Raw genomic sequence first — 26,362 nt, 5'->3', positions numbered from 1 at the left:
GGTCGGCAGAAGATATAGCTCTACTGCCGATTATCTAATAATATACTGTGATAGCGCTTACGTGAAAAATGGGGAGGATGAGTATTTTGGTGGAAAAATCCGTCAATGTTGAATTGGAAACAGGTTTACAAGCAAGACCAGCAGCACAGTTTGTACAAGAAGCAAACCGTTATTCGGCGAATCTGTTTCTTGAGAAAGATGGGAAAAAAGTGAATGCAAAGAGTATTATGGGTTTAATGAGTCTGGCGATTACAAATGGGGAAAACATTACATTGATTGCAGACGGTATTGATGAAGAAGAGGCAATACATCATTTAAGCTCATTTGTTTCAAATATATAAAAAACTGCCACCAGGGATTTGGCCTCCCGGTGGCAGTAATTTTTTATTTATCGGTATTTCTTGTTAAAATTTTGTCAATCAGACCATAATCAACTGATTTTTCAGCTGTCATGAAGTTATCGCGATCTGTGTCCCGTTCAATTACTTCAATTGGCTGGCCAGTGCGTTCTGATAAAATCTCATTAATTTTTTCGCGCATCTGAATAATGCGTTTAGCATGGATCTCGATATCTGTTGCTTGTCCTTGAGTTCCACCTAAAGGCTGGTGAATCATAACTTCACTATTTGGTAATGCATAGCGTTTACCCTTCTCGCCAGCAGCAAGTAAAAAGGCACCCATGGATGCAGCCATACCTGTACAGATGGTAGAAACATTTGGTTTAATAAATTGCATAGTATCAAAAATTGCCATACCAGCTGTGATAGAACCACCTGGAGAGTTGATATATAAGGAGATGTCCTTATCTGGATCTTCTGCTTCCAAGAAAAGTAATTGGGCAACAATGGAGTTAGCCACGTTATCATCAATGGCACTTCCAAGCATGATAATACGATCTTTCAATAAGCGTGAATAAATGTCATATGCGCGTTCCCCGCGGTTTGTTTGTTCAATAACTGTAGGAATTAGGTTCATAAATTTATTTCCTCCTTTATCAATACGTTCTATGTTTATCATAACCAATAGGTCAGTGAAGGTCAAACAAAAACGCTCTACATTTTTCTCCTTAAAACTACTTTCAAGCTTTCCCAGATAAATATAAAATAAACATCTTTTTTGTTAAAACACTTGTATAACAATCCAGGAAGCGTTATAATATCCATTGTGTCAAATAAATATAGTCCTATGCGCCCATAGCTCAGTTGGATAGAGCTTTGGTTTCCGGTACCAAGTGTCGGGGGTTCGAATCCCTCTGGGCGCGCTAAATAAAATCAGGCCCCTTAAGTTTAAGGATAAGCCTGATTTTTTTGTTTACGTACTTTTGTGTATCATTACTTATAAAGGCTCTATACTAAATGTGGTGGTCTCCTTTGGAGGATCAGTGTTTCCGTAAGAAACAAAAAAATACACTCATTCCCCTCTCTTTTGTTAACCTAAAGTTGCGACACAAAAGGAAAAGGAGAGGGAAAGAGTGCAAAACCATTTTATCATAGAAATGTTAGGTATTGAAGACAAACATGTAGATGTATGGGAAGTTTCTAGTGACTCAGCTAAGTTTTTTGTAGAGCTATATACAAAAGTAAAGAAGCAGAAGTGCCCGTTTTGTGGCAATAGGACAAAAAGTATCCACGGCTATCGTACCCAAACGATTCAGGGGCCCATTGTTTCCAATAAACCAGTTAGTATTTCTTTGAAAAAGAGACGCTACTTATGTAAGGCGTGTAATCATACGTTTTATGAAAAGCTTCAGATGGTGGAACGATACCAACGTTGCACCCGTTCTATACAAACGACAGCGTTAACGTATACAGCTGTGGGCTCATTTACTACAGCTGCCCAGTTAACTGGGATGAGTTCGCAACGGTTACTTCGTATTTATGATCGAAAAGAAATAAAAACAAGGAAAGTCCTGCCACGTGCGTTAGCTATTGATGAATTTAAAGGGGATGCGGGCGGTGAAAGGTTTCAAACGGTCATTGCGGATGTAGAAAATAAAGAGATTGTGGATGTCTTACCTGATCGGAAGGTAGATACAATTAAAGCTTATCTTCAGACCTGTGATACAAGTAACGTAGAGATTGTCGTCATGGACCTTTCTAAGTCTTTTAACAAGCAATACGGAAGGCGCTTGGTAACCCACTGATCATCGCTGATCGATTTCATTTTATGCGGCAAGTATATTGGGCGCTAGATGAAGTACGTCGAGAAGTGCAAAGAGACTTAGAGAAAAAAGACCGGATATATATGAAAAAAAGTAAAAATTTACTTTGGAAATCAACCTATAAATTATCAGAAGAAGAGCGAGAGAAAGTAAATCAGTTACTCCAGGTTGATCCTCGATTAGAAGAGGCATACAACCTAAAAAACAAACTTGATCAGTGGTTTAAAGAGAGTAACGAAAAGACCGCTACACAGGGTCTAGAAGGATGTTTAATGGCGATGAAGGATTCTAATATTGAGTCTTTTCATAGAGTAAGAAAAACATTTGAGCGGTGGAAGCAAGAGATCTTGCATTCCTTTATGTATCCTTTTAATAATGGATATATTGAAGGCGTAAATAATACAATTAAAGTGGCAAAACGAATGTCGTATGGAATTAAAAATTTTAATCGATTAAAAAAGAAAATACTGTGGCGACAAGAGGTTAGAAGGGTTTTGACACAATAGAAACGGCAACCAATATACGTACGCAGCTATTTAAGCAAAGGCTTTTTAATAAAAGAGATGGTGGAGTGAAAATCACACCACCACATTTGACTGAGAACCCTTATAAAAGAGTCGCTTATTGTAGGCTATCAATATGTTGAAAGACATTAGGGGGATGAAAAGGTAGCTCAATGTCTATTAACGCCTCTATGACGGACATTGCGGCAAAGAAACTGGAGCTTAATGTCTATCATCGCCTCTATGACGGACATTGTGACAAAGAAACCGGCACTTAATGTCTATCATCGTCTTCATGACGGACATTGCGGCAAAGAAACTGGAGCTTAATGTCTATCATCGTCTTCATGACGGACATTGCGGCAAAGAAACTGGAGCTTAATGTCTATCATCGTCTTCATGACGGACATTGCGGCAAAGAAACTGGAGCTTAATGTCTATCATCGCCTCTATGACGGACATTGCGGCAAGGAAATAGCCACACAATGTCTATCATCGTCTTCATGACAGACATTACAGCAAAGAAACTGGAGCTTAATGTCCATCATCCCCCTTATGACAGACATTGCAGCAAGGAAATTGCAGCTTAATGTCTATCATCGGCTTCAGCTATTATTGTAAAGCTATCTCCTCTGTTTCCTTTTTGATTTGGATCGCAGTCTCGGTTACTGTCTGGTGATCCGTTTTAATTCTAATGTGATTTCTTTCATAAATTTCTTGACGGGAATCAAATAACTGTTTAATTTCAACTATACTTTTCCCTTGTAGTAAAGGCCTGTCAGAAGTTAGTTCATCCAACCTTTGCAACCATGCTTCCCATCCAATTTCTAAATAAATAACGATTCCGTTCTCAAGGCAAGCATCTCTAACTTCATTTTGCAGAAAGGCTCCTCCTCCTAAAGAAATCACTTTATTTTTCTGTTCCACAAAGTGAATGACCATTCTTTTTTCTTCTTGACGAAATACCGATTCTCCATATTTCTCGAAAATCTCTGTCGTTTTTAAGTTATATTTTCTTTCAATTTCCTTATCAAGATCAATGAATTCGCGGTTCATAAGATTTGCAAGTTCTTGTCCGATAGTTGTTTTTCCACTGCCCATAAATCCAATTAATATAATACTAGTATTGTTTTCCATAGTTTCTCCTTTACTGTCCGATTAATTAAAATAAGTATAAGGCAAATTAATTTTTTTGTAAAAAAGCGTACGGAAAATGGTAAACTATCAGTAAATTGATTTCCTGATAGAAATGGAGAGGGCGATTATGAAATTAGTACAAATAGGAAACGTAAAAATAGGAGAAGGCCAGCCAAAGATTATAGTGCCAATGGTAGGGAAAACGGATAAAGAACTGCTAGATGAGGCAGAAAGTATAGTTGGATTGCAACCAGATATAGTTGAATGGAGAGTAGACAAGTATGAAGGAGTTGAACAAATCGATGCTGTAATATCCCTCTTAGAGAGTTTGAAAAAAGTTTTAATAGACATTCCTATCTTATTTACCTTTCGAACCATAAAAGAGGGGGGAGACTGCAAAATAAACCACTCCTTTTATTGGACTTTGCTGGAAGCAATAGCTAAAACAGGGCAGATTGAACTAATTGATGTGGAATTATTTTATGATAAAAAAGACATAATAAAGGAATTCATAGAAAAAGCACAAAGACACAATACAAAGGTGGTTATATCAAATCACGATTTTACAAAAACCCCTTCTAACGAAGAACTCAGCTTTCGACTTTATCAAATGAAAAAATTAGGAGCAGATATATTAAAGATTGCTGTTATGCCACAGAGTAGTATAGATGTGTTGAATTTAATGCATATCACTTTGTCAGCAAGGGAAAGTGGAGTTCAACAGCCGATGATCACGATTGCGATGGGGCAATTAGGAATGATCAGCAGGTTTTCTGGGGAACTATTTAGTTCAGCTGCCACTTTTGCAGCAGGTAAGCAGGCTTCGGCACCTGGACAGGTTGACATTCATTCATTAAGAAAAGGTTTAAGTCTATTGAGGTGTCAAACAGAATAAATAGTTCGAGTTTTAAAAGTGGACATTTGAAGGCTAAAGAGATAGGAAATAAAAGTGGACGGATGGTCTAAAGGGAGAATCAACTGTATGCTACACTTTAACAGTAAATATAAGGATGAGATTTTTGAAACAGTTTTAGAAAATGCTTACCATTGTTTTGTAATTGTCGATGCTAAAGGACTTATTACATATATGAATAAAACGTATTGTGATTTTATTGAGGTAAACCGAGATGAGATTATTGGCAAACATGTGGAAGAAGTCATCGAGAACACGCGTATGCACATTGTGGCAAGAACCGGGATTGAGGAAATAGCAGATCTTCAATATATACGCGGAAATCACATGATAGCAAACAGAATTCCTGTTTATGCTAATGGAGAAATTGTTGGGGCTGTTGGAACGGTCCTTTTTCGTGATACAAAAGAATGGATGAAGATGAATAGCCATATTAAGGACCTTATGCTTGAAGTGGAACATTATAGAAGTCAATTAAATGATAGATATGGAGTTACCTATTCATTGCATGATATTGTAGGGAGTTCTCCACAATTAAGTAAAATTAAAAATCAGGTTAAAAAGGTGGCTCCGGGTGATGTTACTATTTTACTGAGGGGAGAAAGTGGAACAGGTAAGGAATTATTTGCTCACAGTATTCACCATTTGAGTGAGCGGAATCAGAAACCTTTTATTAAAGTCAATTGTGCTGCCATTCCCGAGCATTTACTGGAATCAGAGTTGTTTGGTTATACAGAAGGTGCTTTCACAGGTGCGAAAAAAGGCGGCAAATTGGGTAAATTTCAACTTGCTGATGGAGGCACGATCTTCTTAGATGAAATTGGAGATATGCCATTGAATGCTCAAGTGAAAATTTTACGTGTATTGCAAGAGGGAGAAGTAGAGGCGATTGGCTCAGTACAAACACAAAAGATTGATGTGCGAGTTGTAGCTGCAACAAATCAACCATTGGAAAAATTAATTCAAGAAGGACGTTTCCGTGAAGATTTGTTTTTTCGAATTAATGTAATACAGCTCCATATTCCCTCATTAAAGGATCGTGCAGATGATATACGGGTTTTGGCAAAATATATTTTAACTAAAGTGACAAATCGTTCTGGAAAGCGAGTGCTGTATTTTGACCCACAGGTGCTCGAATTTCTCACTAATTATTCTTGGCCTGGTAATATTCGTGAATTGGAAAATGTAATTGAGTCAGCTGTACATTTGTCAACGAGTGAAACAATTACGATGGAAGATTTACCTGATCATTTTAAAAAAGATATAGCGTTAGGAATCCCAACAGGAAGCTTGAAGGAAACATTGAATCAAGCAGAAAAACAAGCATTAACAACAGCATTACATCAATCAAATGGTGATAAAATAGAAGCTGCAAAACGTTTAAAGATAGGTAAGTCTAGTTTTTATGATAAACTTAAAAAATATAACTTATAACATTCCGAGATTCCGGAATACATTTCCGAGATAATGGAATATGATTTCTTGGTAATTAGAATAGTCTGTCAATGTTTCTGAGAATAAAAATAAGAGTAACGCAAAGCTCTTTTTCCGAATTTCCGGAAAAGAGCTTATTTTAATTATTGTACTATAATCATTGCTAAGCGCTTTTTCCTTTGAAAAAGTTGGCATGATTATTGCATATTTAATTGTGAGAGGAGTGGAAGAAAATGAAAACAATTTATACATCATTTAGTGAAGCAATACAAAATATTAATGACGGATCCACAATTATGGTAGGAGGATTCGGGCTTGTTGGTATACCTGAAAACTTAATCCTCGCTCTTGTGGAAAGTAATGTAAAACACCTCACGGTCATCTCTAACAATTGTGGTGTAGATGATTGGGGACTTGGATTACTCTTAAAAAATAAGCAAATAGACAAAATGATTGGGTCTTATGTTGGGGAGAATAAAGAGTTTGAACGCCAAGTATTAGCAGGAGAATTAGAAGTGGAACTAAATCCACAAGGGACGCTTGCAGAAAGAATACGAGCTGGTGGAGCTGGCATACCTGCTTTTTATACACCGGCGGGAGTAGGAACACCAATTGCAGATGGCAAGGAAGTACGCATATTTGATGGAAAAGAGTATGTGATGGAAACTGCTTTAAAGGCCGATTTTAGCTTAGTTAGAGCAACTAAGGGAGATACACATGGAAACCTTGTTTTTAATAAAACAGCACGTAACTTCAATCCAATGATGGCAGCTGCAGCTAAAGTAACAATAGCTGAAGTTGAAGAGCTAGTTGAAGCAGGAAGTATTGATCCGGATCATGTTCATACCCCGGGGATCTATGTCCAAGGACTAATCGAAGGTAAACAAGAAAAGAAAATAGAACGTTTGACATTAAGGCAAGAAGCATAAAACGAATAGGAGGGTAACGATAATGTTAAAACAAATCGATAAAGCAGCAACTCGAGAAAGAATTGCACGTAGGGCTGAAAGGGAAATTAAGAATGGTTTTTACGTCAACTTGGGTATTGGTATGCCGACAATGGTAGCAAATTATATCCAGCCTAATAAGGAAATGGTCCTTCAATCTGAAAATGGACTGCTGGGAATCGGGAAATCTCCATTGCAAGATGAGGTTGATCCTGACTTAATCAATGCGGGAAAGGAAACTGTAACAGCCGCTACCGGAGCTTCTTATTTTAGCAATGCTGAATCTTTTGCCATGATACGCGGCGAACATTTAGACTTGGCTATCCTTGGAGGAATGGAAGTATCTGAAACAGGTGATTTGGCAAATTGGATGATCCCTGGAAAGATGATTAAAGGAATGGGCGGGGCCATGGATATTGTTCATGGTGCTAAGAAAATAGTTGTTATTATGGATCATGTAAATAAACACGGAGAGCCAAAAATTCTTAATCAATGTAAGTTACCACTAACTGGTAAACAGGTGGTGGATCGAATCATAACTGATTGTGCAGTGATAGATGTAAAAGAAGATGGCCTGCATCTTGTGGAAGTGGCTGATGGTTGGACTGTTGAGGATATAGTTGCTTCAACAGAGGCAAAACTGCAAATCGGTGAACATGTCATACTGGCTTCATATTAAAAGGAGGTACTGAAGAATGGTGGAAAATAAAGTTGTTTTCATTACAGGTGCTGCTAGTGGGATCGGCTATGAAATCGGTGTTGGTTTTGCAAAGGAAGGCGCTAAAGTTGTATTTTCTGACATTAATAAAGAAAAAGTGGAGGAAGTGGCTGATAGGCTAAAGAGTGAAGGTTACTCTTGTATTGGTATAGCATGTGATGTAACTAATGAAAAAGAAATTCAGTCAGCGATTGAGCAAACCACAAAGAAGTATGGAAGGTTGGATGTACTTGTTAATAATGCAGGTTTGCAGCATGTTGATTCTATTGAAGATTTTCCAACAGAGAAATTTGAATTAATGACTAAGATAATGCTGGTCGCTCCATTTACAGCAATTAAACATGCATTTCCCATTATGAAAAAACAAGGGTATGGTCGGATTATTAATATGGCCTCTATTAATGGTCTTATCGGTTTTGCAGGAAAAGCTGCTTACAATAGTGCAAAACATGGATTGATTGGATTAACAAAAGTAGCGGCGCTTGAAGGTGCTGCAGATGGAGTTACGGTGAATGCTATCTGTCCTGGATATGTCGACACCCCATTGGTGCGCAACCAGTTGGAAGGGTTGGCTGAGAATAGGAATATTTCATTAGAAAAAGTACTAGAAGAGGTCATTTATCCACTAGTTCCCCAAAAGCGTCTGTTGGAGGTAAAAGAAATATCTGACTATGTTATGTTCTTAGCAAGTGATAAAGCAAAAGGTGTGACAGGCCAAGCAGTGGTAATCGATGGTGGTTATACAGCTCAATAAGTAAGAAAAGAGGGATAAAATGAAGGATATATATATTTTAGAAGGTGCGCGAACTCCTTTTGGCACATTTGGTGGAATGCTTAAAGATGTAGATCCTACAGATTTGGCTGTAACAGCAAGCATGGAAGCATTTAAAAGGAGTAGCGTAAATCCAGAGGAAGTAGATTTAACAGTAATGGGTAATGTCATTCATTCTGCTAAAAATGCGCCTTATCTAACGAGACATGTAGCCTTAAAAAGCGGTATACCTGTAGAAAAGCCCGCATTAACGGTAAATCGATTATGTGGGTCAGGTCTGCAATCTGTCGTGTCAGCAGCACAATCACTAATGCTCGGTGAAGCTAACGTAGCGTTAGCTGGTGGTGTGGAAAGTATGAGTTTGGCTCCATATGCACTTAGAGGGACCAGATTTGGTACAAAACTAAGTGCTCCGCAAGTTGATGATATGCTTTGGGCTTCATTAACAGACGAATATATCGGATCAGGCATGGGTGTTACTGCTGAAAATCTTGCTGACAAGTACAAGATTAGCAGGGAAGAACAGGATGAATATGCAGCTCTTAGTCATCAACGTGCTGCAAAAGCCCGTGATGATGGGAAATTTATGGAGGAAATTGTACCAGTTGAAATAACTTCCAGAAAAGGAACTACAAAGCTTGATACGGATGAGCATATTCGTGACGACACTACAACAGAGAAACTTGCCAAGCTTAAATCAGCTTTTAAAAAAGAAGGAACGGTTACAGGCGGAAATGCCAGTGGAATTAATGATGGAGCAGGAGCACTTATCATAGCTACTGGGGATTATGTTTCCAATAAAAAACATAAACCCTTGGCTAAAATTATTTCCTGGGGAATAGCTGGTGTTGATCCATCCATTATGGGGATAGGGCCAGTTCCAGCAATACAGCAAGCGTTGAAAAGAGCAAACTTGACCATAGAGGATATGGATCTTATAGAGGTTAATGAGGCATTTGCTTCTCAATATCTTGCAGTGGAAAAAGAGTTAGAGCTTGATCGCAGTAAAGTGAATGTTAATGGAGGAGCTATTGCTTTGGGGCATCCTATTGGGGCTAGTGGTACGAGAGTGCTTTATTCGCTATGTAAGGAACTTAAAAGACGAGATCTGACCTATGGGGTAGCTTCGCTCTGTATTGGCGGAGGGCAAGGGATAGCGATGGTTGTTCAAGTAAATTAAAACAGGATTCAGGGGAGGGGTTTATATATGTTTGGTATTTTACTTGGTTTACTTGTTTTAATGGTATTAGCATACTTAGGGTGGTCTATCATTTGGGTAGCGCCGATAGCTGCTGGTGTCGTAGCATTAACTGGGGGGCTAGATATACTTGAAGCATATAAAGACACATATATGGGAGGATTTGTGTCCTTTGCAAAGGCATGGTTTCCTGTTTTTATGCTAGGGGCTATATTTGGTAAATTAATGGAGGATACAGGTATGGCCAGATCAGTTGCAGTTGCATTAACCAAGATTATCGGCACAAAACGTGCTATTCTTGGTGTTCTGGCTTCTGCAGCTGTACTCACCTATGGGGGAGTTAGTCTATTCGTAGTCGTTTTTGCGGTATATCCATTAGCACTATCTTTATTCCGTGAAGCTAACATTAGCAGAAGGCTAATCCCTCCTACTGTAGCTTTAGGCGCCTTTACCTTTACAATGACAGCAATACCTGGAACTCCGCAAATTCAAAACTTAATTCCTATGGATTATTTCAAAACGGGTCCCATGGCGGCTCCTGTTATGGGTATCATTGGCGCTGTTATTATGGCTGGTGGTGGATACTTTTATCTTCGCTGGAGGGAGAATACATTAACCAGAAATGGAGAAACCTTCACGGAACCAGAAGATAAAAATGTACTGGAAAAAGAGACTGGGGCTCCAGCTTTTTTGCTATCTATATTACCGTTAGTGGCTGTATTGGTGACATTGAATGTGTTTAAGTTTGATATAATTACTGCTTTAATAACTGGTATTCTATTAATCATGATATTAAATATAAACAAATTTAAAAAGTTTGTTACAGCAATTAATGGCGGGGCGATCGGATCTGTGACTGCAATTGTTAATACAAGTGCAGCAGTAGGCTTTGGTACAGTAGTAAAAGTGGTCCCCGGGTTTGAAAAATTAACAGAAATCTTAATGGGGATAAAAGGAAACCCTCTTATATCAGAGGCGGTTGCAGTTAATATACTAGCGGGAGCAACAGGTTCAGCATCCGGCGGTATGGGTATCGCATTGGAAGCACTTGGTTCAAAATATTACGAGATAGCTATGAATAGTGGGATTTCACCTGAAGCATTTCACAGAATAGCTTCTCTTTCTTCCGGTGGATTGGATGCGCTTCCACATAATGGTGCAGTATTAACTTTGCTTACAATAACGGGTATGTCTCACAAAGACAGCTATAAAGATATATTTGTAGTTGCCGTGCTAATTCCGGTTATTGCGGTTGTAATTGCCATTTTATTTGCTTCTCTTGGAATATATTAAACTAACAATTGTCTGTGTTATAGCTTAAATTAAAAGAGGCTGTGACACTAATCTTTTATACAATGAAAATCCGAACCAATTCGTAATACTATTGAATCTTGGTTCGGATTTCTTTTTTTTCGAGCAGGACCCACCTTTTTAAATGTTGGTCTTTACAATTAACTATTTAATTATGTTCCAGGCCTTTTTATTTATACGTGACTTTCGTCTCAATTTTTAAACTTCAATTAAATTATATTGAATTTTCAATACTATTTGTATATTATTAAACTATTGAAAATTATGCAATAAAGTAGATTTAGTTCACAAATGAAGGAGGATGTAAATGAATTTTGAAAGCGGTATCAAAAGTGAGGACAATGTACAAAGCTCAACAGTATATGAGCGTGTTGCTGCAAGTAGGTCTTTTAAGAAACTTATTCTGGAAAGGAAAAAATTTATTATTCCTTTAACAGTCTTTTTTCTTGTGTTTTATTTTGCTCTTCCGGTTTTAACTTCCTATTCAACCATACTTAATTCACCTGCAGTAGGAGAGATTTCTTGGGCATGGATATTTGCCTTTGCGCAGTTTGTCATGACTTGGGTACTTTGCATTGTATATGTGAAAAAGTCCGCTTCTTTCGATAAGCAGTCAGAGAGAATTATTGATGAGCAACTTAATGAAGGAGGAAATACGAAGTGAACTTGACTGTTATTACTCTCTTTTTAATTATTGTAATCGCAACATTAGTAATTACATATTTTGCAGCTAAGCGGACACAAACAACAGGAGATTTTTATACAGCAGGTGGAGGTCTCACAGGCTGGCAGAATGGCTTGGCAATCTCCGGGGATTATTTGTCAGCAGCTTCTTTTCTTGGGATAGCCGGTGCTATCGCTCTTTATGGATTCGATGGTTTTTTCTATAGTATTGGTTTTTTAATTGCTTACCTGGTCGTTATGTTTTTAGTTGCAGAACCATTGAGGAATCTAGGTAAATATACGCTTGCTGATATGATAAATGCTCGATTTGATGCAAAGAAAGTACGAGGGATGGCAGCTTTAAGTACCATAACTATTGTTATATTTTATATGATTGCTCAGTTAGTTGGAGCAGGTGCACTTATACAATTATTATTCGGAATAGACTATTGGATTGCTGTTCTTATAGTTGGTGTGATGATGACTATTTATGTCCTGTTTGGAGGTATGACTGCTACAAGCTGGGTACAAATTATAAAGGCTGTTCTTCTTATGATTGGTACATTGATTATAGCAGTTCTGGTATTAGCTAAATTTAATTTTAATTTATTGTATATGTTTAGTGAAATGAAAACAGTTACAAGCCACGGTGGAGATTATCTCAATCCAGGGTTAAAATACACAGATCCAATGGATACTATATCTTTAATGCTTGCTTTAGTTTTAGGTACTGCTGGACTGCCACATATTCTCATGCGCTTTTTTACAGTAAAGGACGCCAAGACTGCAAGAAGCTCTGTAGTAACTGCAACATGGATTGTTGGTATCTTCTATGTGCTTACAATATTCTTAGGCTTTGGTGCAGCAGCTTTCGTGGGGAACGAAATTATTACAGAAGCGAACCCGGCTGGAAATATGGCTGCCCCATTATTGGCAAAGGCTCTCGGTGGAGATTTTCTCATGTCTTTTGTTTCTGCTGTAGCATTTGCTACAATACTGGCGGTAGTGGCAGGGCTTGTCCTATCGGGAGCTTCAGCATTTGCTCATGACATTTATGGACAAATTATTAAAAAAGGACATGTGTCAGACAGGCAGCAAATGCTTGCAGCCCGTTATGCATCATTAGGGGTTTCGGTTTTTTCTATTTTGCTTGCATTGTTTGCGCAGACAATGAACGTAGCTTTTCTTGTGTCACTGGCATTTTGTGTGGCAGCAAGTGCGAATCTGCCAGTTATTCTCTACACTATATATTGGAAGCGTTTTAATACAACGGGAGCACTAAGTGCCATGGCATTCGGGTTAATTTCAGCTCTTATTCTTGTTTCCATGAGTCCAAACGTATTTTCGCCTGTGGAAGGTGCCGCAATTTTTGTCGGTGAACCACTATTCCCATTAACTAATCCAGCTATTATATCTGTTCCTCTGGGCTTTATTGGAGGATATGTTGGAACAGTATTGTCAAAAACAACAGATATGAAAAGGTATGCAGAAGTAAAGGTGAAAGCAAATACAGGCTTCAGAGAATAGAAAATAGAAGAGGCTTGGACAAAAAATTATACATTGAAAATCCGAACCGATTCGTACTACTAATGAATCGTGGTTCGGATTTCTTTTTGAAAAAATTAGCGAAGCGTATTTCCGGAAAGGGGCTCCCAGACTCTAGAATGTTCGTCTTTAGAATAGTGCTATTTAGTTATCTCCCAACCTCTATATTACTTTTAAAAAATGTTGATGGATAGTTAACATTGATTAAGTATAGCTCATTCTAGATAAAGGGCTTGTCTAGCCAAATTGTCAGCATTTGCGTTTTGTTTCTCCGGTATCCATTTAATGAAAAAGTGGGGGAAGTGTTTTGCTTCCTCCTTAATTTGTTCGAGAAGAGAACGATAGATAGTATTTTTAGTATAATCTTTTTCAATTGTGTCAACGACAATTTTGGAATCCGATCGAAAAGATAAAATAGATTCAGGGAACTCCTTCCTGCATATCTTTAAAGCTTGAAGCACTGCATGGAATTCAGCCTCATGGTTTGATAATATACCTAAAGGAATCGAATACGTAAAATGGTTGTCCCCAGCTTTAATAAATATTCCGGCCCCACTATTACCAGGATCTCCTTTTGCAGCTCCATCTGTATAAACTAGTATCATTATCCGCTCACCCTTCCATTACCTTTACTTTTATTATATTAAGAAGAAAGATCTTAGTAGTAAAGAATCATGTTGTTTTTAAAAAAATAAGTCGAAGAAAACTACTTTAACTAAAAATTTCAATTCTAGTGACAGAAAAGTTTAAATGTGGCAAAATAAACTGAAAAGAAAACTTTGCTGATTAAAGTACAGAAGGAGTATAATGTCAATGTTAAAAGTCATTTTTTACACAAAAGAAGTTTGCTCCCTTTGTGATGATGCTATGGCATTATTGCATATGCTTCAACATGATTACCCTTTTGAAATAGAAGAACGGGATATTTATACAAATGATGAGTGGCTGGAACGATATCAATTATTAATCCCTTTTGTTAAAATAAATGATATCACGTTGGATTGTGAAGAAGTTAATATTGATTCTCTTGAAGAAGCAATAAAGAAATATGCAAGGGAATAAGATTTTCCCCTGCATATTATTTGTAACTATATCTATCTATGCTATAATTAACATTGTAATCAAAGATTTTGTTTTTTTTACTCACTTTGGGACATAATATAACCATCCGGGACAAAAATAGACCAGAGAGAAGGAGACTTTAATGAGAGAACTTATTGAATTACAAAAGTTACTTTTGCCTGATCTTCTGGATGTTATGGAACAAAGGTACTCCGTCCTAAACAGTGTAGATTTATTCCAACCAGTTGGAAGACGTACCCTAGCCGAGAACACAGGTCTCACTGAGCGTGGTGTACGTAGTGAAATAGATTTCCTGCAAAAACAAGGCCTTGTCCAGATTACCTCAAGGGGAATGTTTATTTCAAAAGAGGGTAAGTTACTTTTAGAGCGCATGGCTGGCTTTATTAGTGAGTTAAAAGGTCTACATGTTTTGGAAAGCCAATTGAAGGATAAATTAAATGTAGGTAATATCCTTATTCTTCCCGGAAATAGTGATCAATATGACTGGGTAAAACAAGAAATGGGTAAAGCTTGTGTCTCTTATCTAAAAGAGATTTTAAAGAATCAAAGTACGATTGCTGTAACAGGAGGCACAACAATGGCTGCAGTTGCTCAAGTTATGCATCCTTTACGTAAAGATCCAGATTATATCTTCGTTCCTGCACGCGGAGGCATTGGGGAAAAAGTAGAAAATCAGGCAAACACAATTGTTGCAGAAATGGCTGGAAAGTCAAAAGGGGAGTATCGCCTGCTATATGTTCCAGATCCATTAAGTGAATCAGCTTATAATTCAATTATTAATGAACCATCTGTAAGTGATATATTAGCCCAGATTAAGGGAGCTAACATTGTGTTGCATGGGATAGGTGATGCAATGACAATGGCTGATCGCCGTAAAACAACCGAAGCTGTTTCCGCAGTGCTCATTAAAAATAAGGCAATCAGTGAAGCGTTTGGATATTACTTTGATGCTGAAGGAAATGTCGTACACAAAGTACGTACAGCGGGCATACAGTTGGATGATTTACAAACGGTGGAAAATGTAATTACGATAGCTGGAGGAAAGTCTAAAGGCAAAGCCATCGCGTCGTATTTTAAACAAGGAAAAAGTAATTTATTAATTACAGATGAAGCAGCAGCAAAAGAAATTCTAGATATTTAGGGGGAGCTTCCCTTTTTATATAAAATTTATTTCTTAGGAGGAATTATCATGGCAGTAAAAGTAGGAATTAATGGTTTTGGAAGAATTGGACGTAACGTTTTTCGTCAGTCTCTTAAAAATGATGAAGTGGAAGTAGTGGCAGTAAATGACCTTACAGATGCTAATATGCTGGCACACCTTTTAAAATATGATTCCGTTCACGGGCAATTGGAAGAAGAAATTACTGTAAATGGTTCTAACCTAGTTGTAGGTGGAAAAGAAATAACAGTTTTATCAGAACGTGACCCTGCAAATCTTGGGTGGGGTGATCTTGGAGTAGAAGTAGTAATTGAATCCACAGGCCGATTCACTAATGGAGAAGATGCCCAGAAGCATATCGATGCTGGAGCGAAAAAAGTAGTTATCTCGGCTCCTGGTAAAAATGAAGATTTAACTCTAGTAATGGGTGTGAATGATAGTGAATATGACCCTGCGAAGCATAACATCATTTCAAACGCATCATGTACTACAAACTGTTTAGCTCCTTATGCAAAGGTTTTGCATGATAAATTTGGAATCAAACGTGGTTTAATGACTACTATCCATTCCTATACAAATGATCAGCAAATTCTTGATTTACCACATAAGGATTATCGCCGTGCACGTGCTGCAGCACAGAACATTATTCCAACAACAACAGGTGCTGCTAAAGCGGTTGGAAAAGTTTTACCAGAGCTTAACGGTAAGTTAAATGGTATGGCTGTACGTGTTCCAACACCAGATGGTTCACTTGTGGATCTTGTTGCTGAACTAGATAAAAATGTTACAGCAGAAGACGTTAACGAAGCATTAAAAGAAGCAGCAAATGGAGATTTAAAAGGAATTATGCAATATAGCGAAGAGCCACTTGTATCAACAGATATTGTTGGTAACACGCATTCTTCTATTGTAGATGGTCTATCAACAATGGTTCTTGAAGACAATATGGTGAAAGTTATCTCTTGGTATGATAACGAAATGGGCTATTCTTCACGTTGTGTTGATTTAGCTGCATTCTTAAAAAAGCAAGGACTATAAGTGAAAAATAATGGAGGAGGAGCTGATCCTCTTCCATTTTTGCTTTCCTGTGAACCGATTTACACAATACGAGCGTTCACACTCTTAATCGATTATAATGGTTAATGAACGTATTTTAGGGGAAAACCTATAATGAAATACGAATACATAGAGATGATCTAGGAGGGTGTAATAATGAACAAAAAAACATTAGAGGAATTTAATGTAAAGGGTAAAAAAGTTTTCTGTCGTGTAGATTTTAATGTTCCAATGAAAAATGGAGAAGTTACTGATGATACTAGAATTAAGGCTGCATTACCTACAATTAATTACCTTTCCGAACAAGGAGCTATTGTAATCCTCGCAAGTCATCTTGGTAGACCAAAAGGTGAAGTTGTAGAAGGGTTAAGACTTGATCCTGTAGCAAAACGATTAAGCGATTTGATTGGTAAAGAAATAGTGAAAACAGATGCCGTTTATGGCAAAGAGGTTAATGAAGCAATTTCTCAGGTAAGTGATGGAGATATTGTGTTAATTGAAAATGTTCGTTTTGAGCCAGGTGAGGAAAAAAACGACCCAAGTTTGTCTCAAGCATTTGCTGATATGGCTGATGTATATGTTAATGATGCGTTTGGAGCTGCCCACCGTGCTCATGCATCTACAACAGGTGTTGCGGAGAAATTGCCTTCAGCAGCAGGCTATTTAATGCAAAAAGAAATTGAAGTACTTGGCAAAGCGCTGGAAAATCCTGCTAGACCATTTACAGCAATTATTGGCGGAGCAAAAGTAAAAGACAAAATCAATGTAATTAATAATTTACTTGATAAGGTGGATAATTTAATTATTGGTGGAGGGCTCGCCTATACTTTTATTAAAGCAAAAGGATTCGAAATTGGTAAATCTTTGTTAGAGGAAGATAAAATAGATTTGGCAAAAGACTTTATTGCTAAAGCTAGCGACAAAGGTGTCAATCTGGTTTTACCCGAGGATGCAATAGTGGCTGATGATTTTTCTGAGAGTGCAAACACCCAAACAGTGGACATTGACAAAATCCCTTCTGATTGGGAAGCACTGGATATTGGACCAAAAACGAGAGAATTATACAGAAAAATAATTGCAGAGTCCAAGCTGGTTATTTGGAACGGACCAATGGGTGTATTTGAAATGGAGGCCTTTGCTGGTGGTACTCGAGAAGTGGCTGAGGCTCTTGCAAAAACAGAAGGCTATACAGTAATTGGAGGCGGAGATTCTGCAGCTGCTGTGGAGCAATTTGGTTTTGCACAAGCAATGGATCATGTTTCTACAGGGGGAGGGGCTTCTTTAGAATTTATGGAAGGAAGAGCCCTGCCAGGAGTAGAAGCACTTGATAATAAATAAATGACGTAAAGGAGAGGTGAAAATGAGAAAAACAGTTATTGCAGGTAATTGGAAGATGAATAAAGTAATGTCAGAAGCAAAAGGCTTTATGGATGAAGTAGTAAAAAAAGCGCCAAACAGTAATAAAGTCGAAATGATTGTTTGCCCACCATACCCTTTTTTGTCTACATTGATTAAACAAACTGAAGGGTCAAATGTTAAGGTAGCTGCACAAAATATGCATTTCGAGGAGAATGGAGCCTTTACAGGAGAAGTTAGTCCGCTAATGTTAAAGGACCTGGGAGTAACTCATGTTATTCTTGGTCATTCAGAGCGTCGAGAGTATTTCGCTGAAACCGACGAAACAGTGAATAAAAAGACTCATGCTGCTTTTAACCATGGTCTCATTCCTATTGTGTGTGTTGGAGAAACATTAGAACAGCGTGAAGCTAATGAGACAATGAATCACGTAGAAGGACAAGTAAAGGAAGCGTTAAAAGGTTTATCTGAACAGCAAATTGCCGAGACAATTATTGCTTATGAGCCTATTTGGGCAATAGGTACTGGTAAAACAGCTTCCAGTGAAGAAGCTAATGAAGTATGTACCCATATTCGAAATGTGATTAAGAAAGTTACATCTGAAGAAATTGCAGAAAAAGTTATTATTCAATATGGAGGCAGCGTAAAACCAGCAAATATCGATGAGTTACTTAGCCAATCTGATATTGATGGAGCTTTGGTCGGTGGAGCTAGTTTAGAAGCTGATTCCTTTTTACAGCTTGTGGAGGCTGGTGCGAAATGACGGAAAATAAATTGGCGGCTTTAATTATTCTTGACGGGCTAGGCTTGCGAGACGAAGTAAGTGGTAATGCTGTAAAACAAGCCAATACGCCTAATCTTGATCGCCTTTGGGAACAGTATCCACACAATCAACTGACAGCAAGTGGTGAAGCTGTTGGACTACCCGAAGGTCAAATGGGGAATTCAGAAGTGGGTCACTTGAATATTGGTGCTGGTAGGATCGTTTATCAAAGCTTAACCCGCGTCAACTTATCGATTAAAGAAGGCGACTTCTTTGAAAAAGAAGCGTTTTTAAAATCAATTAATCATGCTAAAGAGAATGATAAAGCCTTGCATATATTTGGATTATTATCCGACGGTGGGGTTCACAGTCACATCAATCATTTATTTGCACTATTGAAATTGGCTAAAGAATGCGAATTAGAAAAAGTATATGTACATGCTTTCTTGGATGGACGAGACGTCGGGCCACAAACAGCAGAGAAATATATTAAACAAACAGAAGATAAAATGAAAGAATTGGGTGTTGGCAAACTAGCCACCATTTCAGGCCGATATTATTCCATGGACCGTGACAAACGTTGGGATCGGGTGAAGAAGGCGTATGATGCAATGGTTTATGGTGAAGGACCTTCCTATTCCGATCCATATGAAGTGATCAACGACTCATATAAAAACGGCATTTATGATGAATTCGTAATTCCTTCAGTTATCACTGATGAGGATGGTGAGCCTGTAGGCAAAGTTCAAGATGAAGACTCTATCATCTTTTATAATTTCCGACCTGATCGTGCGATTCAGATTTCTCGCACCTTTGCGAATGAGGATTTCCATGATTTTGATCGGGGAGAACATGTACCAAAGAATTTAGACTTTGTTATGTTAACTAATTTCAGTGAGACAGTCGATGGCTATGTAGCATATGAGCCTGTTAACTTGGATAATACAGTTGGAGAGGTTTTATCCCAAAACAACCTTAACCAGTTACGGATTGCTGAAACGGAAAAATATCCACACGTCACTTTCTTTATGAGTGGTGGAAGAGAAGCAGAGTTCCCTGGTGAAAAAAGGATTCTTATAAATTCACCAAAGGTAGCTACTTACGATCTAAAGCCTGAAATGAGTGCATATGAAGTAACTGATGCATTGCTTAAAGAGTTGGATGGTGGTAAACAAAATGCGATCATTTTAAATTTTGCCAATCCGGATATGGTTGGACATTCAGGTAAACTTGAACCCACAATTAAGGCTATCGAAGCTGTAGATGAATGTCTGGGCAAAATCATAGATAAAATTACCTCACTTGGAGGTAGTGCTATTATTACTGCTGACCATGGAAACTCAGATGAAGTTGTAACACTTGAAGGAGATCCTATGACAGCTCATACAGTTAATCCAGTACCGGTTATTGTAACAAGAGAAGATGTTGAGTTACGTGATGGTGGAATTCTTGCAGATCTATCGCCAACATTACTTGATCTTTTAGGTATTGAGAAACCGGATGAAATGACAGGAACATCATTAATTAAAAAATAAATTGATCATATAAGACAAAAGGAGAGATTTTCATGCCATATATTACCGATGTTTACGCTAGAGAAGTTTTAGATTCACGCGGAAATCCAACAGTTGAAGTTGAAGTATTTACCGAGTCAGGTGCATTTGGAGCAGCTCTTGTTCCTAGTGGAGCGTCTACTGGGGAATACGAAGCAGTTGAATTACGTGATGGGGATAAGGATCGTTATTTAGGTAAAGGCGTTTTAAAAGCTGTTCAGAATGTAAACGAAGTAATTGCACCTGAATTGATTGGAATTGACGTAACGCGTCAAAATATTATTGATGCGCTAATGATTGAATTGGATGGCACAGAAAATAAAGGAAAGCTTGGTGCAAATGCTATTCTAGGTGTTTCCATGGCTGCAGCACATGCAGCAGCTAGCTTCCTTGAAATTCCTTTATATAATTATTTAGGTGGTTTTAATGCGAAAACATTACCAACCCCAATGATGAATATTGTGAATGGTGGGGAACATGCAGATAATAATGTGGATATTCAGGAGTTTATGATTATGCCTGTAGCAGCGTCAACCTTCCAGGAAGCTTTACGTACTGGAGCTGAAATTTTCCACTCCTTAAAAAATGTATTGAAGAAAAAAGGCTATAATACGGCTGTGGGAGACGAAGGTGGCTTCGCTCCAAATCTTGGATCCAACGAAGAAGCACTACAAACAATCGTAGAAGCAATTGAAGCTGCTGGCTACAAACCAGGAGAAGAAATTAAATTAGCAATGGATGTTGCTGCTTCGGAAATTTATGAGGATGGAAAGTATAATCTCAAAGGGGAAGGTGTTACTCGGACTTCATCTGATATGGTTGATTGGTATGAAGAAATGGTTAACAAATATCCAATTATCTCTATTGAAGATGGATTGGATGAAAATGACTGGGAAGGTCATAAGTTATTAACAGAGCGCCTCGGAGACCGCGTGCAGCTCGTAGGTGACGACTTATTTGTAACAAATACAGCTAAACTAGCTCAAGGTATTGAGCAAGGTGTTGGAAATTCTATCTTGGTTAAAGTAAATCAAATTGGAACACTTACGGAAACCTTCGAAGCAATTGAAATGGCAAAACGAGCTGGTTATACTGCTATCATTTCTCACCGTTCTGGTGAAACGGAGGATGCAACTATTGCTGATATCGCTGTAGCTACGAATGCTGGGCAAATTAAAACTGGGGCCCCATCTCGTACAGACAGAGTAGCTAAATACAATCAGTTACTTCGTATTGAAGATGAATTGGCTGGTATGGGAGAATATGCTGGTCTAAGTGCTTTTTACAATTTAAACAAATAAGTATATATTGAAAAGAGGCAGACAACCGTCTGCCTCTTTTTATTTTGAGTAAAGAACAAAAAAACTAAAAAACCAGTGTCCTCCTATATCAGCAAAAGGAGTAAAAAGGAAAAATAAACCAACATGTATAAGACAAGCGGTCAACTCGATATAATATACTAAAATCTGTAAAGTGGAGGAAAGTATGAGTCAAAAAGTACTTGTATTTGGTGATATAGGCATTGATGATACTGTTGCTCTCTTATATGGTTATTTTAAAGAAGAAATCGAAATTGTAGCAGTTGTGGCGGATTATGGAAACATCTCCAGGGAAAACGCTATAGCAAATATAAACTATGTTCGAAAGCTTTTACCACATACATCTGAATTGGAAAGAGTTAAATTTATTGCAGGTGCTTCTGTTCCCATGATAGGAGAGTTACCAACTTTTGTTACTGAAATACATGGAGAATATGGTTTGGGGCCTATTATACCTCCATTAGGAATGAAGAATGGAATTACTGAAAATTTTCATGATGTAGTAGAACTCATCGAGAAATATCAAAAAGAGCTAATCATCGTAAATATAGGTCGGCTCACATCTCTTGCGACAATGTTTATTCTATATCAATCACTGATGAAAACAGTTAAGGCTTATTATATTATGGGAGGTGCATTTTGGGTGCCAGGAAATATTACTGCTGTTTCAGAAGCGAACTTCCATGGTGACCCTGTGGCTGCTGCAATTGTGCTGAATTATGCTCGTAATGTAACAATAATACCTCTTAATGTAACTCAACATGCAATTGCTACTCCTCAAATGATAAATTATATTGATCAAACAGGAAAAATATCCATACTGAAACCAATGTTGGACTATTATTATAATTTTTATAAAAAGAGAGATCCTTCTATTCAGGGTAGCCCCTTACATGATGTGCTTACACTAATGGCTGTTGCGCATGATGATTTACTGTCTTATCAGGAACTCCCACTCACTATCGTAGTCTCTTACAAGGGAGTTGAGCGTGGCCAGAGTATTGCTGATATTAGACCTTATACAGAGAGCGAAGCTAAAAAGCATCGTATTGCATTTGTTCTGAATTACCAAAGGTTCTATAGCGATTTCATGACTGTCATGTCAGGAAGATATTTTTAATTATAATATTAAAGCAATTTTATGATATTCTTGAAATAAGGCTTAGCTAAAAAGAGGTGAGTGCAATGACTATCTTACATACCCTTAAAAATCGTAGAAGTATCCATACATTCAAGAAGATAAACATTCCTTCTGACATATTAAAAGATATCTTTACTTATGCATCTTATGCACCCACACACTACATGACAGAACCATGGGAATTAATTGTATATCAGGATGAAGGGAAAAGCAGCTTTATTCAATCGATTCTTTCAAGCTATGAGCGTATCGGTATGATAAAACCTAATAATGAACCTAAGGCAGTAAAAATGAAGGAATCTATGAGGGATTTTCTTATGGATATCCCACATCATGTGCTTATTTACTTTGATAGAAAGCAAGACCAGATTCGATATGAGGAAGAGTATGCTGCAGTTTGTGCTTTTATTCAAAATGCGCAATTAGCTGCTTGGGAATACGAGGTGGGAATGCTTTGGACAATTACTCCATATATGCATGACCCATTATTTGCTAGGGATATAGGGCTTGGGGAGAATGTGAAAATAGCTGCTGTTCTGCAAGTAGGTTATCCAAAATCCACTCCTAGAAATAAAGGAAGAACACCGATTGAACAGAAAATAAAATTTATTACAGAGTAAAATAAGATTTAATTGTAAATATTGAAGGACAAATATTCACGCGTAATTTGATAGAAGGAAAATGCGAACTAAGAAAAACTATCAGCTGAAGAATAGATTAATCAGCAGGAGGGCGATAGTATCTGCTGTGCCTCTTCACGGACAGACGTTATAGGGTACTTTGTTTTTCTGAAACGCCATTTACAAACACCACAAGTTAGCTCGTATTTTATCTTTTTGCGGATCAACTGAAAAAGAGTGCTCAGCAACATGGCTGAGCACTCTTTAGTTCTTTTATTTATTCCATTGAGTTAATATATTCAACAACTTCATCTGCAGTGCTCATAGACAATATCTTGTCTTTTGCAGCAGCTAGCTTTTCTTTGGATAAGCTGCGGATTTGAGTACGGGCAGGTAAAATAGACGTAGCACTCATACTAAATTCGTCTAAACCAAGACCAAGTAAAATTGGAATTGCTATAGAGTCTCCAGCCATTTCTCCACACATTCCTGCCCATTTATTTTCACTATGAGCTGCTTCAATGACATTGTTAACTAAATTAAGAATTGCTGGGTGGTATGGCTGATAAAGATAGGATACACGCTCATTCATTCTGTCTGCAGCCATTGTATATTGAATCAAATCATTTGTACCAATACTGAAGAAGTCTACCTCTTTAGCGAATTGCTTTGCAGTCACAGCGGTAGAAGGTATTTCCACCATAATACCTACTTCAATAGAATCCGATACTTCAACACCTTCACTTCTAAGGTTATCTTTTTCTTCCAGTAAAATACTTTTTGCCTGACGGAATTCTTCCAGGGTAGCTATCATTGGAAACATAATTTTCAGGTTGCCATAAATACTTGCACGTAAGAGAGCACGTAATTGAGGTCTGAAAACATGTTCATTTTCTAGACAAAAACGAATTGCCCGGAAGCCAAGGAATGGATTTAGTTCCTTTGGAAGATCCAGATAGTTAAGTTCTTTGTCTCCGCCAACATCGAGTGTTCGAACAACTACTGGCTTGTCTTTCATTTGTTCCAAAACAGATTTGTAGGCATCATATTGCTCATCTTCTGTTGGTAATTCATTTTTTCCCATGTATAAAAATTCAGTGCGGTATAAGCCGACACCTTCGCCACCATTATTAATTACGCCTGTAATGTCATCAGGAGTACCTATATTTGCTACTAGTTCAACCTGTACTCCATCTTGAGAGAAAGTAGGCTCATCTTTTAATTTTGCCCATTCTTCTTTTTGCTGTTCAAATTCTTCTTGTTTTTTACGGTAGTAACTTAATTCTTCATTTGATGGATTGACAAGGATAACCCCTTCATTTCCATCTACAATTACCATATCTCCTTTTTTTACAGAGGTGGTTATCGCTTTAGTTCCTACAATTGCAGGAATTTCTAATGAACGAGCCATGATTGCTGAATGGGAGGTACGTCCCCCAATGTCAGTAGCAAAACCTTTCACAAACTGACGATTTAACTGTGCAGTATCAGAAGGAGTCAAATCATTAGCAATGATAATGACTTCCTCGTCGATCAATGCTGGATTTGGGAAGGTAACCCCAAGTAAATGTGCCATCACACGTTTCGTTACATCCTGAATATCAGCAGCACGCTCACGCATGTATTCATTATCCATATTTTTAAACATATCTATGAACATATTGGCAGTTTCCTCTAAAGCTGTTTCTGCCATAACATTATCTGAAGTTATTTTATCCTTAATAGGGTTAATTAATTCCGGATCGCCCAGTACCAATAAATGCGCAGAAAAAATTTCGGCATGTTCTTCCCCTATTTCTTTTCGGGCATGTTCTTTTATTTTTTCAAGCTCTTGTTTTGAAATCTCCAATGCTTTATCCAGACGTTCTATTTCTTCATTGGGATTGTCTATAGTTACTTTCTCGAATGTTAGTTCTGGAATTTCCAAATGATATGCCTTAGCTATAGCGATACCAGAAGATGCTGCGATTCCTTGTATATTTGCCAATTATAGCCCAACCTTTCTTTCTTAGCTTACCTTCTAAGTTTATATCTTTCGTATGTATGAATCAAGTTACATAAACTATTTCATACTTTGACTTATCCAATTATTAATGGCTTCAAAAACCACTTCTTTATTTTTCTCATTTAACAGCTCGTGGCGTCCATCTGTGAACAACATTGTGACTACGTTTTTCAAACCAGCTCTTTCGTACATATGAGCTGTTTTCCAAATACCTTTTGAATAATTACCAACTGGATCCGCATCCCCACTTATAATAAGCATAGGAACATCGGCTCGAATCTGTTTATTGTCTTTACGATTATGAATTTGGATTAAACCATCCATTAAATCATAAAAAAATCGTGCGGTAGGAATGAAACCAGTATAGGGATCATCTATATAATTTTGGATTGCAGTCTCATCTCCAGAAAGCCAGTCAAAGCTGGTATTTTGATCCTTGATTTTCTTGTTATATGTTCCAAAAGCGAGTGAATTCATTAATTTAGATTTTTGTTTTGGTGGTAACAAATTTGCTAACTGCTTACCTGCAATTGATTGTGCTGTAGGGAAATATCCTGTCCCTGATAATATGACACCACTAATAATTTCACTATACTTTTGCAAATAATATCTTACTAAAAAGGATCCCATACTATGACCGAATAAAAATACTGGTATAGTCGGAAATTCATCTTTAATCATTTCTGTTATTTGATAGAGATCATCAGCAGTTTTAGCAAAACCGTCTTTTTCTGCAAAATACCCCATCCTACCTTGTTTTTCTCCTGTATAACCATGCCCACGATGATCATTACCATAAACAACATAGCCTTGATTGACGAGGTGTTCAGCAAAGTCATGGTACCGCCCAATATGCTCTACCATTCCATGAGAAAGTTGAATTGCAGCTCTTGGTTGAGTGTTTGATTTATACCATTTTCTCACAAAAACCTCGGTTCCATCCTTCATCGTGACCCAAAATGTCTGTTCCATATTTTTCTCATCCTCTACCTAGGTTATACTATA

The 26,362-nt window shown here is 37.6% G+C and carries 24 protein-coding genes, 1 tRNA gene and 1 pseudogene; 21 read left to right on the top strand and 5 right to left on the bottom strand.

Annotated elements, in window-relative coordinates; translation table 11 throughout:
* The first annotated feature begins 86 nt into the window (after positions 1-86).
* A complete protein-coding gene (locus tag BME96_RS13400; RefSeq protein WP_019377715.1) occupies positions 87-341 on the top strand; it encodes an HPr family phosphocarrier protein in 255 nt (84 codons plus the stop codon).
* Between the two features lie 43 nt (positions 342-384).
* On the opposite strand, the gene clpP is transcribed toward BME96_RS13400, so the two are convergent.
* Positions 385-975 (bottom strand): ATP-dependent Clp endopeptidase proteolytic subunit ClpP, encoded by a 591-nt coding sequence (gene clpP, locus BME96_RS13395; RefSeq protein ID WP_019377714.1) that lies wholly within the window; start codon positions 973-975, stop codon positions 385-387.
* 212 nt (positions 976-1,187) lie between these two features.
* Between clpP and BME96_RS13390 the strand changes: the two genes are divergently transcribed.
* Together BME96_RS13390 and BME96_RS20190 are read left to right on the top strand one after the other, a co-directional pair.
* A tRNA-Arg gene (locus tag BME96_RS13390) sits at positions 1,188-1,261 on the top strand.
* A 210-nt stretch (positions 1,262-1,471) separates the two neighbouring features.
* Positions 1,472-2,667 (top strand): annotated as a pseudogene (locus BME96_RS20190) (ISL3 family transposase).
* A 609-nt stretch (positions 2,668-3,276) separates the two neighbouring features.
* On the opposite strand, the gene BME96_RS13380 reads toward BME96_RS20190, so the two are convergent.
* Entirely contained in the window at positions 3,277-3,801 is a 525-nt protein-coding gene (locus BME96_RS13380) for a shikimate kinase (RefSeq protein ID WP_019377646.1), read from the bottom strand.
* Between the two features lie 127 nt (positions 3,802-3,928).
* Between BME96_RS13380 and aroD the strand changes: the two genes are divergently transcribed.
* From aroD to BME96_RS13330, 9 genes are all read left to right on the top strand, one after another.
* On the top strand, positions 3,929-4,696 hold the full coding sequence (gene aroD, locus BME96_RS13375; protein ID WP_071649304.1) for a type I 3-dehydroquinate dehydratase: 768 nt from the start codon (positions 3,929-3,931) through the stop codon (positions 4,694-4,696).
* Positions 4,697-4,783: 87 nt separating this feature from the next.
* On the top strand, positions 4,784-6,148 hold the full coding sequence (locus BME96_RS13370) for a sigma-54 interaction domain-containing protein (RefSeq protein ID WP_071649303.1): 1,365 nt from the start codon (positions 4,784-4,786) through the stop codon (positions 6,146-6,148).
* Between the two features lie 233 nt (positions 6,149-6,381).
* Positions 6,382-7,077 carry a CoA transferase subunit A gene (locus BME96_RS13360; RefSeq protein ID WP_019377642.1) on the top strand — a complete coding sequence of 232 codons (696 nt, stop codon included), beginning with the start codon at positions 6,382-6,384 and terminating at the stop codon, positions 7,075-7,077.
* 22 nt (positions 7,078-7,099) lie between these two features.
* A complete protein-coding gene (locus BME96_RS13355) occupies positions 7,100-7,774 on the top strand; it encodes a 3-oxoacid CoA-transferase subunit B (protein ID WP_071649301.1) in 675 nt (224 codons plus the stop codon).
* Between the two features lie 16 nt (positions 7,775-7,790).
* Positions 7,791-8,567 carry a 3-hydroxybutyrate dehydrogenase gene (locus BME96_RS13350; RefSeq protein WP_071649300.1) on the top strand — a complete coding sequence of 259 codons (777 nt, stop codon included), beginning with the start codon at positions 7,791-7,793 and terminating at the stop codon, positions 8,565-8,567.
* Between the two features lie 19 nt (positions 8,568-8,586).
* Positions 8,587-9,765, top strand: coding sequence for a thiolase family protein (locus tag BME96_RS13345; protein ID WP_071649299.1), 1,179 nt, complete (start codon positions 8,587-8,589; stop codon positions 9,763-9,765).
* Between the two features lie 27 nt (positions 9,766-9,792).
* Positions 9,793-11,076: a GntP family permease gene (locus BME96_RS13340; RefSeq protein WP_019377638.1), complete on the top strand. Its 1,284-nt coding sequence runs from the start codon at positions 9,793-9,795 to the stop codon at positions 11,074-11,076.
* Between the two features lie 325 nt (positions 11,077-11,401).
* Positions 11,402-11,758, top strand: a complete 357-nt coding sequence (locus BME96_RS13335; RefSeq protein ID WP_071649298.1) for a DUF485 domain-containing protein — start codon at positions 11,402-11,404, stop codon at positions 11,756-11,758.
* Complete coding sequence (locus tag BME96_RS13330) at positions 11,755-13,284, top strand: solute symporter family protein (protein ID WP_071649297.1); 1,530 nt, start codon at positions 11,755-11,757, stop codon at positions 13,282-13,284. Before BME96_RS13335 ends, BME96_RS13330 begins: the two co-directional genes overlap by 4 nt.
* Before the next feature lie 233 nt (positions 13,285-13,517).
* Here BME96_RS13330 and BME96_RS13325 read toward each other — a convergent pair whose 3' ends face one another.
* Positions 13,518-13,907 carry a reverse transcriptase-like protein gene (locus BME96_RS13325; protein ID WP_071649296.1) on the bottom strand — a complete coding sequence of 130 codons (390 nt, stop codon included), beginning with the start codon at positions 13,905-13,907 and terminating at the stop codon, positions 13,518-13,520.
* 208 nt (positions 13,908-14,115) lie between these two features.
* Here BME96_RS13325 and BME96_RS13320 point away from each other — a divergent pair, with 208 nt between their 5' ends.
* From BME96_RS13320 to BME96_RS13280, 9 genes are all read left to right on the top strand, one after another.
* On the top strand, positions 14,116-14,364 hold the full coding sequence (locus BME96_RS13320; RefSeq protein ID WP_019377634.1) for a glutaredoxin family protein: 249 nt from the start codon (positions 14,116-14,118) through the stop codon (positions 14,362-14,364).
* A 142-nt stretch (positions 14,365-14,506) separates the two neighbouring features.
* Positions 14,507-15,526: a sugar-binding transcriptional regulator gene (locus BME96_RS13315; RefSeq protein ID WP_060678530.1), complete on the top strand. Its 1,020-nt coding sequence runs from the start codon at positions 14,507-14,509 to the stop codon at positions 15,524-15,526.
* A gap of 48 nt (positions 15,527-15,574) precedes the next feature.
* Positions 15,575-16,582, top strand: a complete 1,008-nt coding sequence (gap, locus tag BME96_RS13310) for a type I glyceraldehyde-3-phosphate dehydrogenase (RefSeq protein WP_019377632.1) — start codon at positions 15,575-15,577, stop codon at positions 16,580-16,582.
* Positions 16,583-16,756: 174 nt separating this feature from the next.
* Complete coding sequence (locus BME96_RS13305) at positions 16,757-17,938, top strand: phosphoglycerate kinase (RefSeq protein ID WP_071649295.1); 1,182 nt, start codon at positions 16,757-16,759, stop codon at positions 17,936-17,938.
* Positions 17,939-17,960: 22 nt separating this feature from the next.
* Positions 17,961-18,719: a triose-phosphate isomerase gene (gene tpiA / locus BME96_RS13300; protein WP_071649294.1), complete on the top strand. Its 759-nt coding sequence runs from the start codon at positions 17,961-17,963 to the stop codon at positions 18,717-18,719.
* A complete protein-coding gene (gene gpmI, locus BME96_RS13295; RefSeq protein WP_071649293.1) occupies positions 18,716-20,254 on the top strand; it encodes a 2,3-bisphosphoglycerate-independent phosphoglycerate mutase in 1,539 nt (512 codons plus the stop codon). The genes tpiA and gpmI overlap by 4 nt, the downstream gene beginning before the upstream one ends.
* Before the next feature lie 32 nt (positions 20,255-20,286).
* Positions 20,287-21,573 (top strand): phosphopyruvate hydratase, encoded by a 1,287-nt coding sequence (eno, locus tag BME96_RS13290; protein WP_060678535.1) that lies wholly within the window; start codon positions 20,287-20,289, stop codon positions 21,571-21,573.
* A gap of 184 nt (positions 21,574-21,757) precedes the next feature.
* Positions 21,758-22,711 carry a nucleoside hydrolase gene (locus BME96_RS13285; protein WP_019377627.1) on the top strand — a complete coding sequence of 318 codons (954 nt, stop codon included), beginning with the start codon at positions 21,758-21,760 and terminating at the stop codon, positions 22,709-22,711.
* 65 nt (positions 22,712-22,776) lie between these two features.
* Positions 22,777-23,352, top strand: a complete 576-nt coding sequence (locus tag BME96_RS13280; RefSeq protein ID WP_071649292.1) for a nitroreductase family protein — start codon at positions 22,777-22,779, stop codon at positions 23,350-23,352.
* 277 nt (positions 23,353-23,629) lie between these two features.
* Here BME96_RS13280 and ptsP read toward each other — a convergent pair whose 3' ends face one another.
* Both ptsP and BME96_RS13270 read right to left on the bottom strand, forming a co-directional pair.
* Positions 23,630-25,339 (bottom strand): phosphoenolpyruvate--protein phosphotransferase, encoded by a 1,710-nt coding sequence (ptsP, locus tag BME96_RS13275; protein ID WP_071649291.1) that lies wholly within the window; start codon positions 25,337-25,339, stop codon positions 23,630-23,632.
* Positions 25,340-25,414: 75 nt separating this feature from the next.
* On the bottom strand, positions 25,415-26,329 hold the full coding sequence (locus tag BME96_RS13270) for an alpha/beta hydrolase (RefSeq protein ID WP_071649290.1): 915 nt from the start codon (positions 26,327-26,329) through the stop codon (positions 25,415-25,417).
* Positions 26,330-26,362: the final 33 nt, after the last annotated feature.

Origin of the sequence: Virgibacillus halodenitrificans, from assembly GCF_001878675.1 — a bacterium.
Taxonomy (GTDB): Bacteria; Bacillota; Bacilli; order Bacillales; family Amphibacillaceae; genus Virgibacillus_Q; species Virgibacillus_Q halodenitrificans.
The sequence above is the reverse complement of the archived record's forward strand: the minus strand, read 5'-3'. Positions and strand labels throughout refer to the sequence as shown.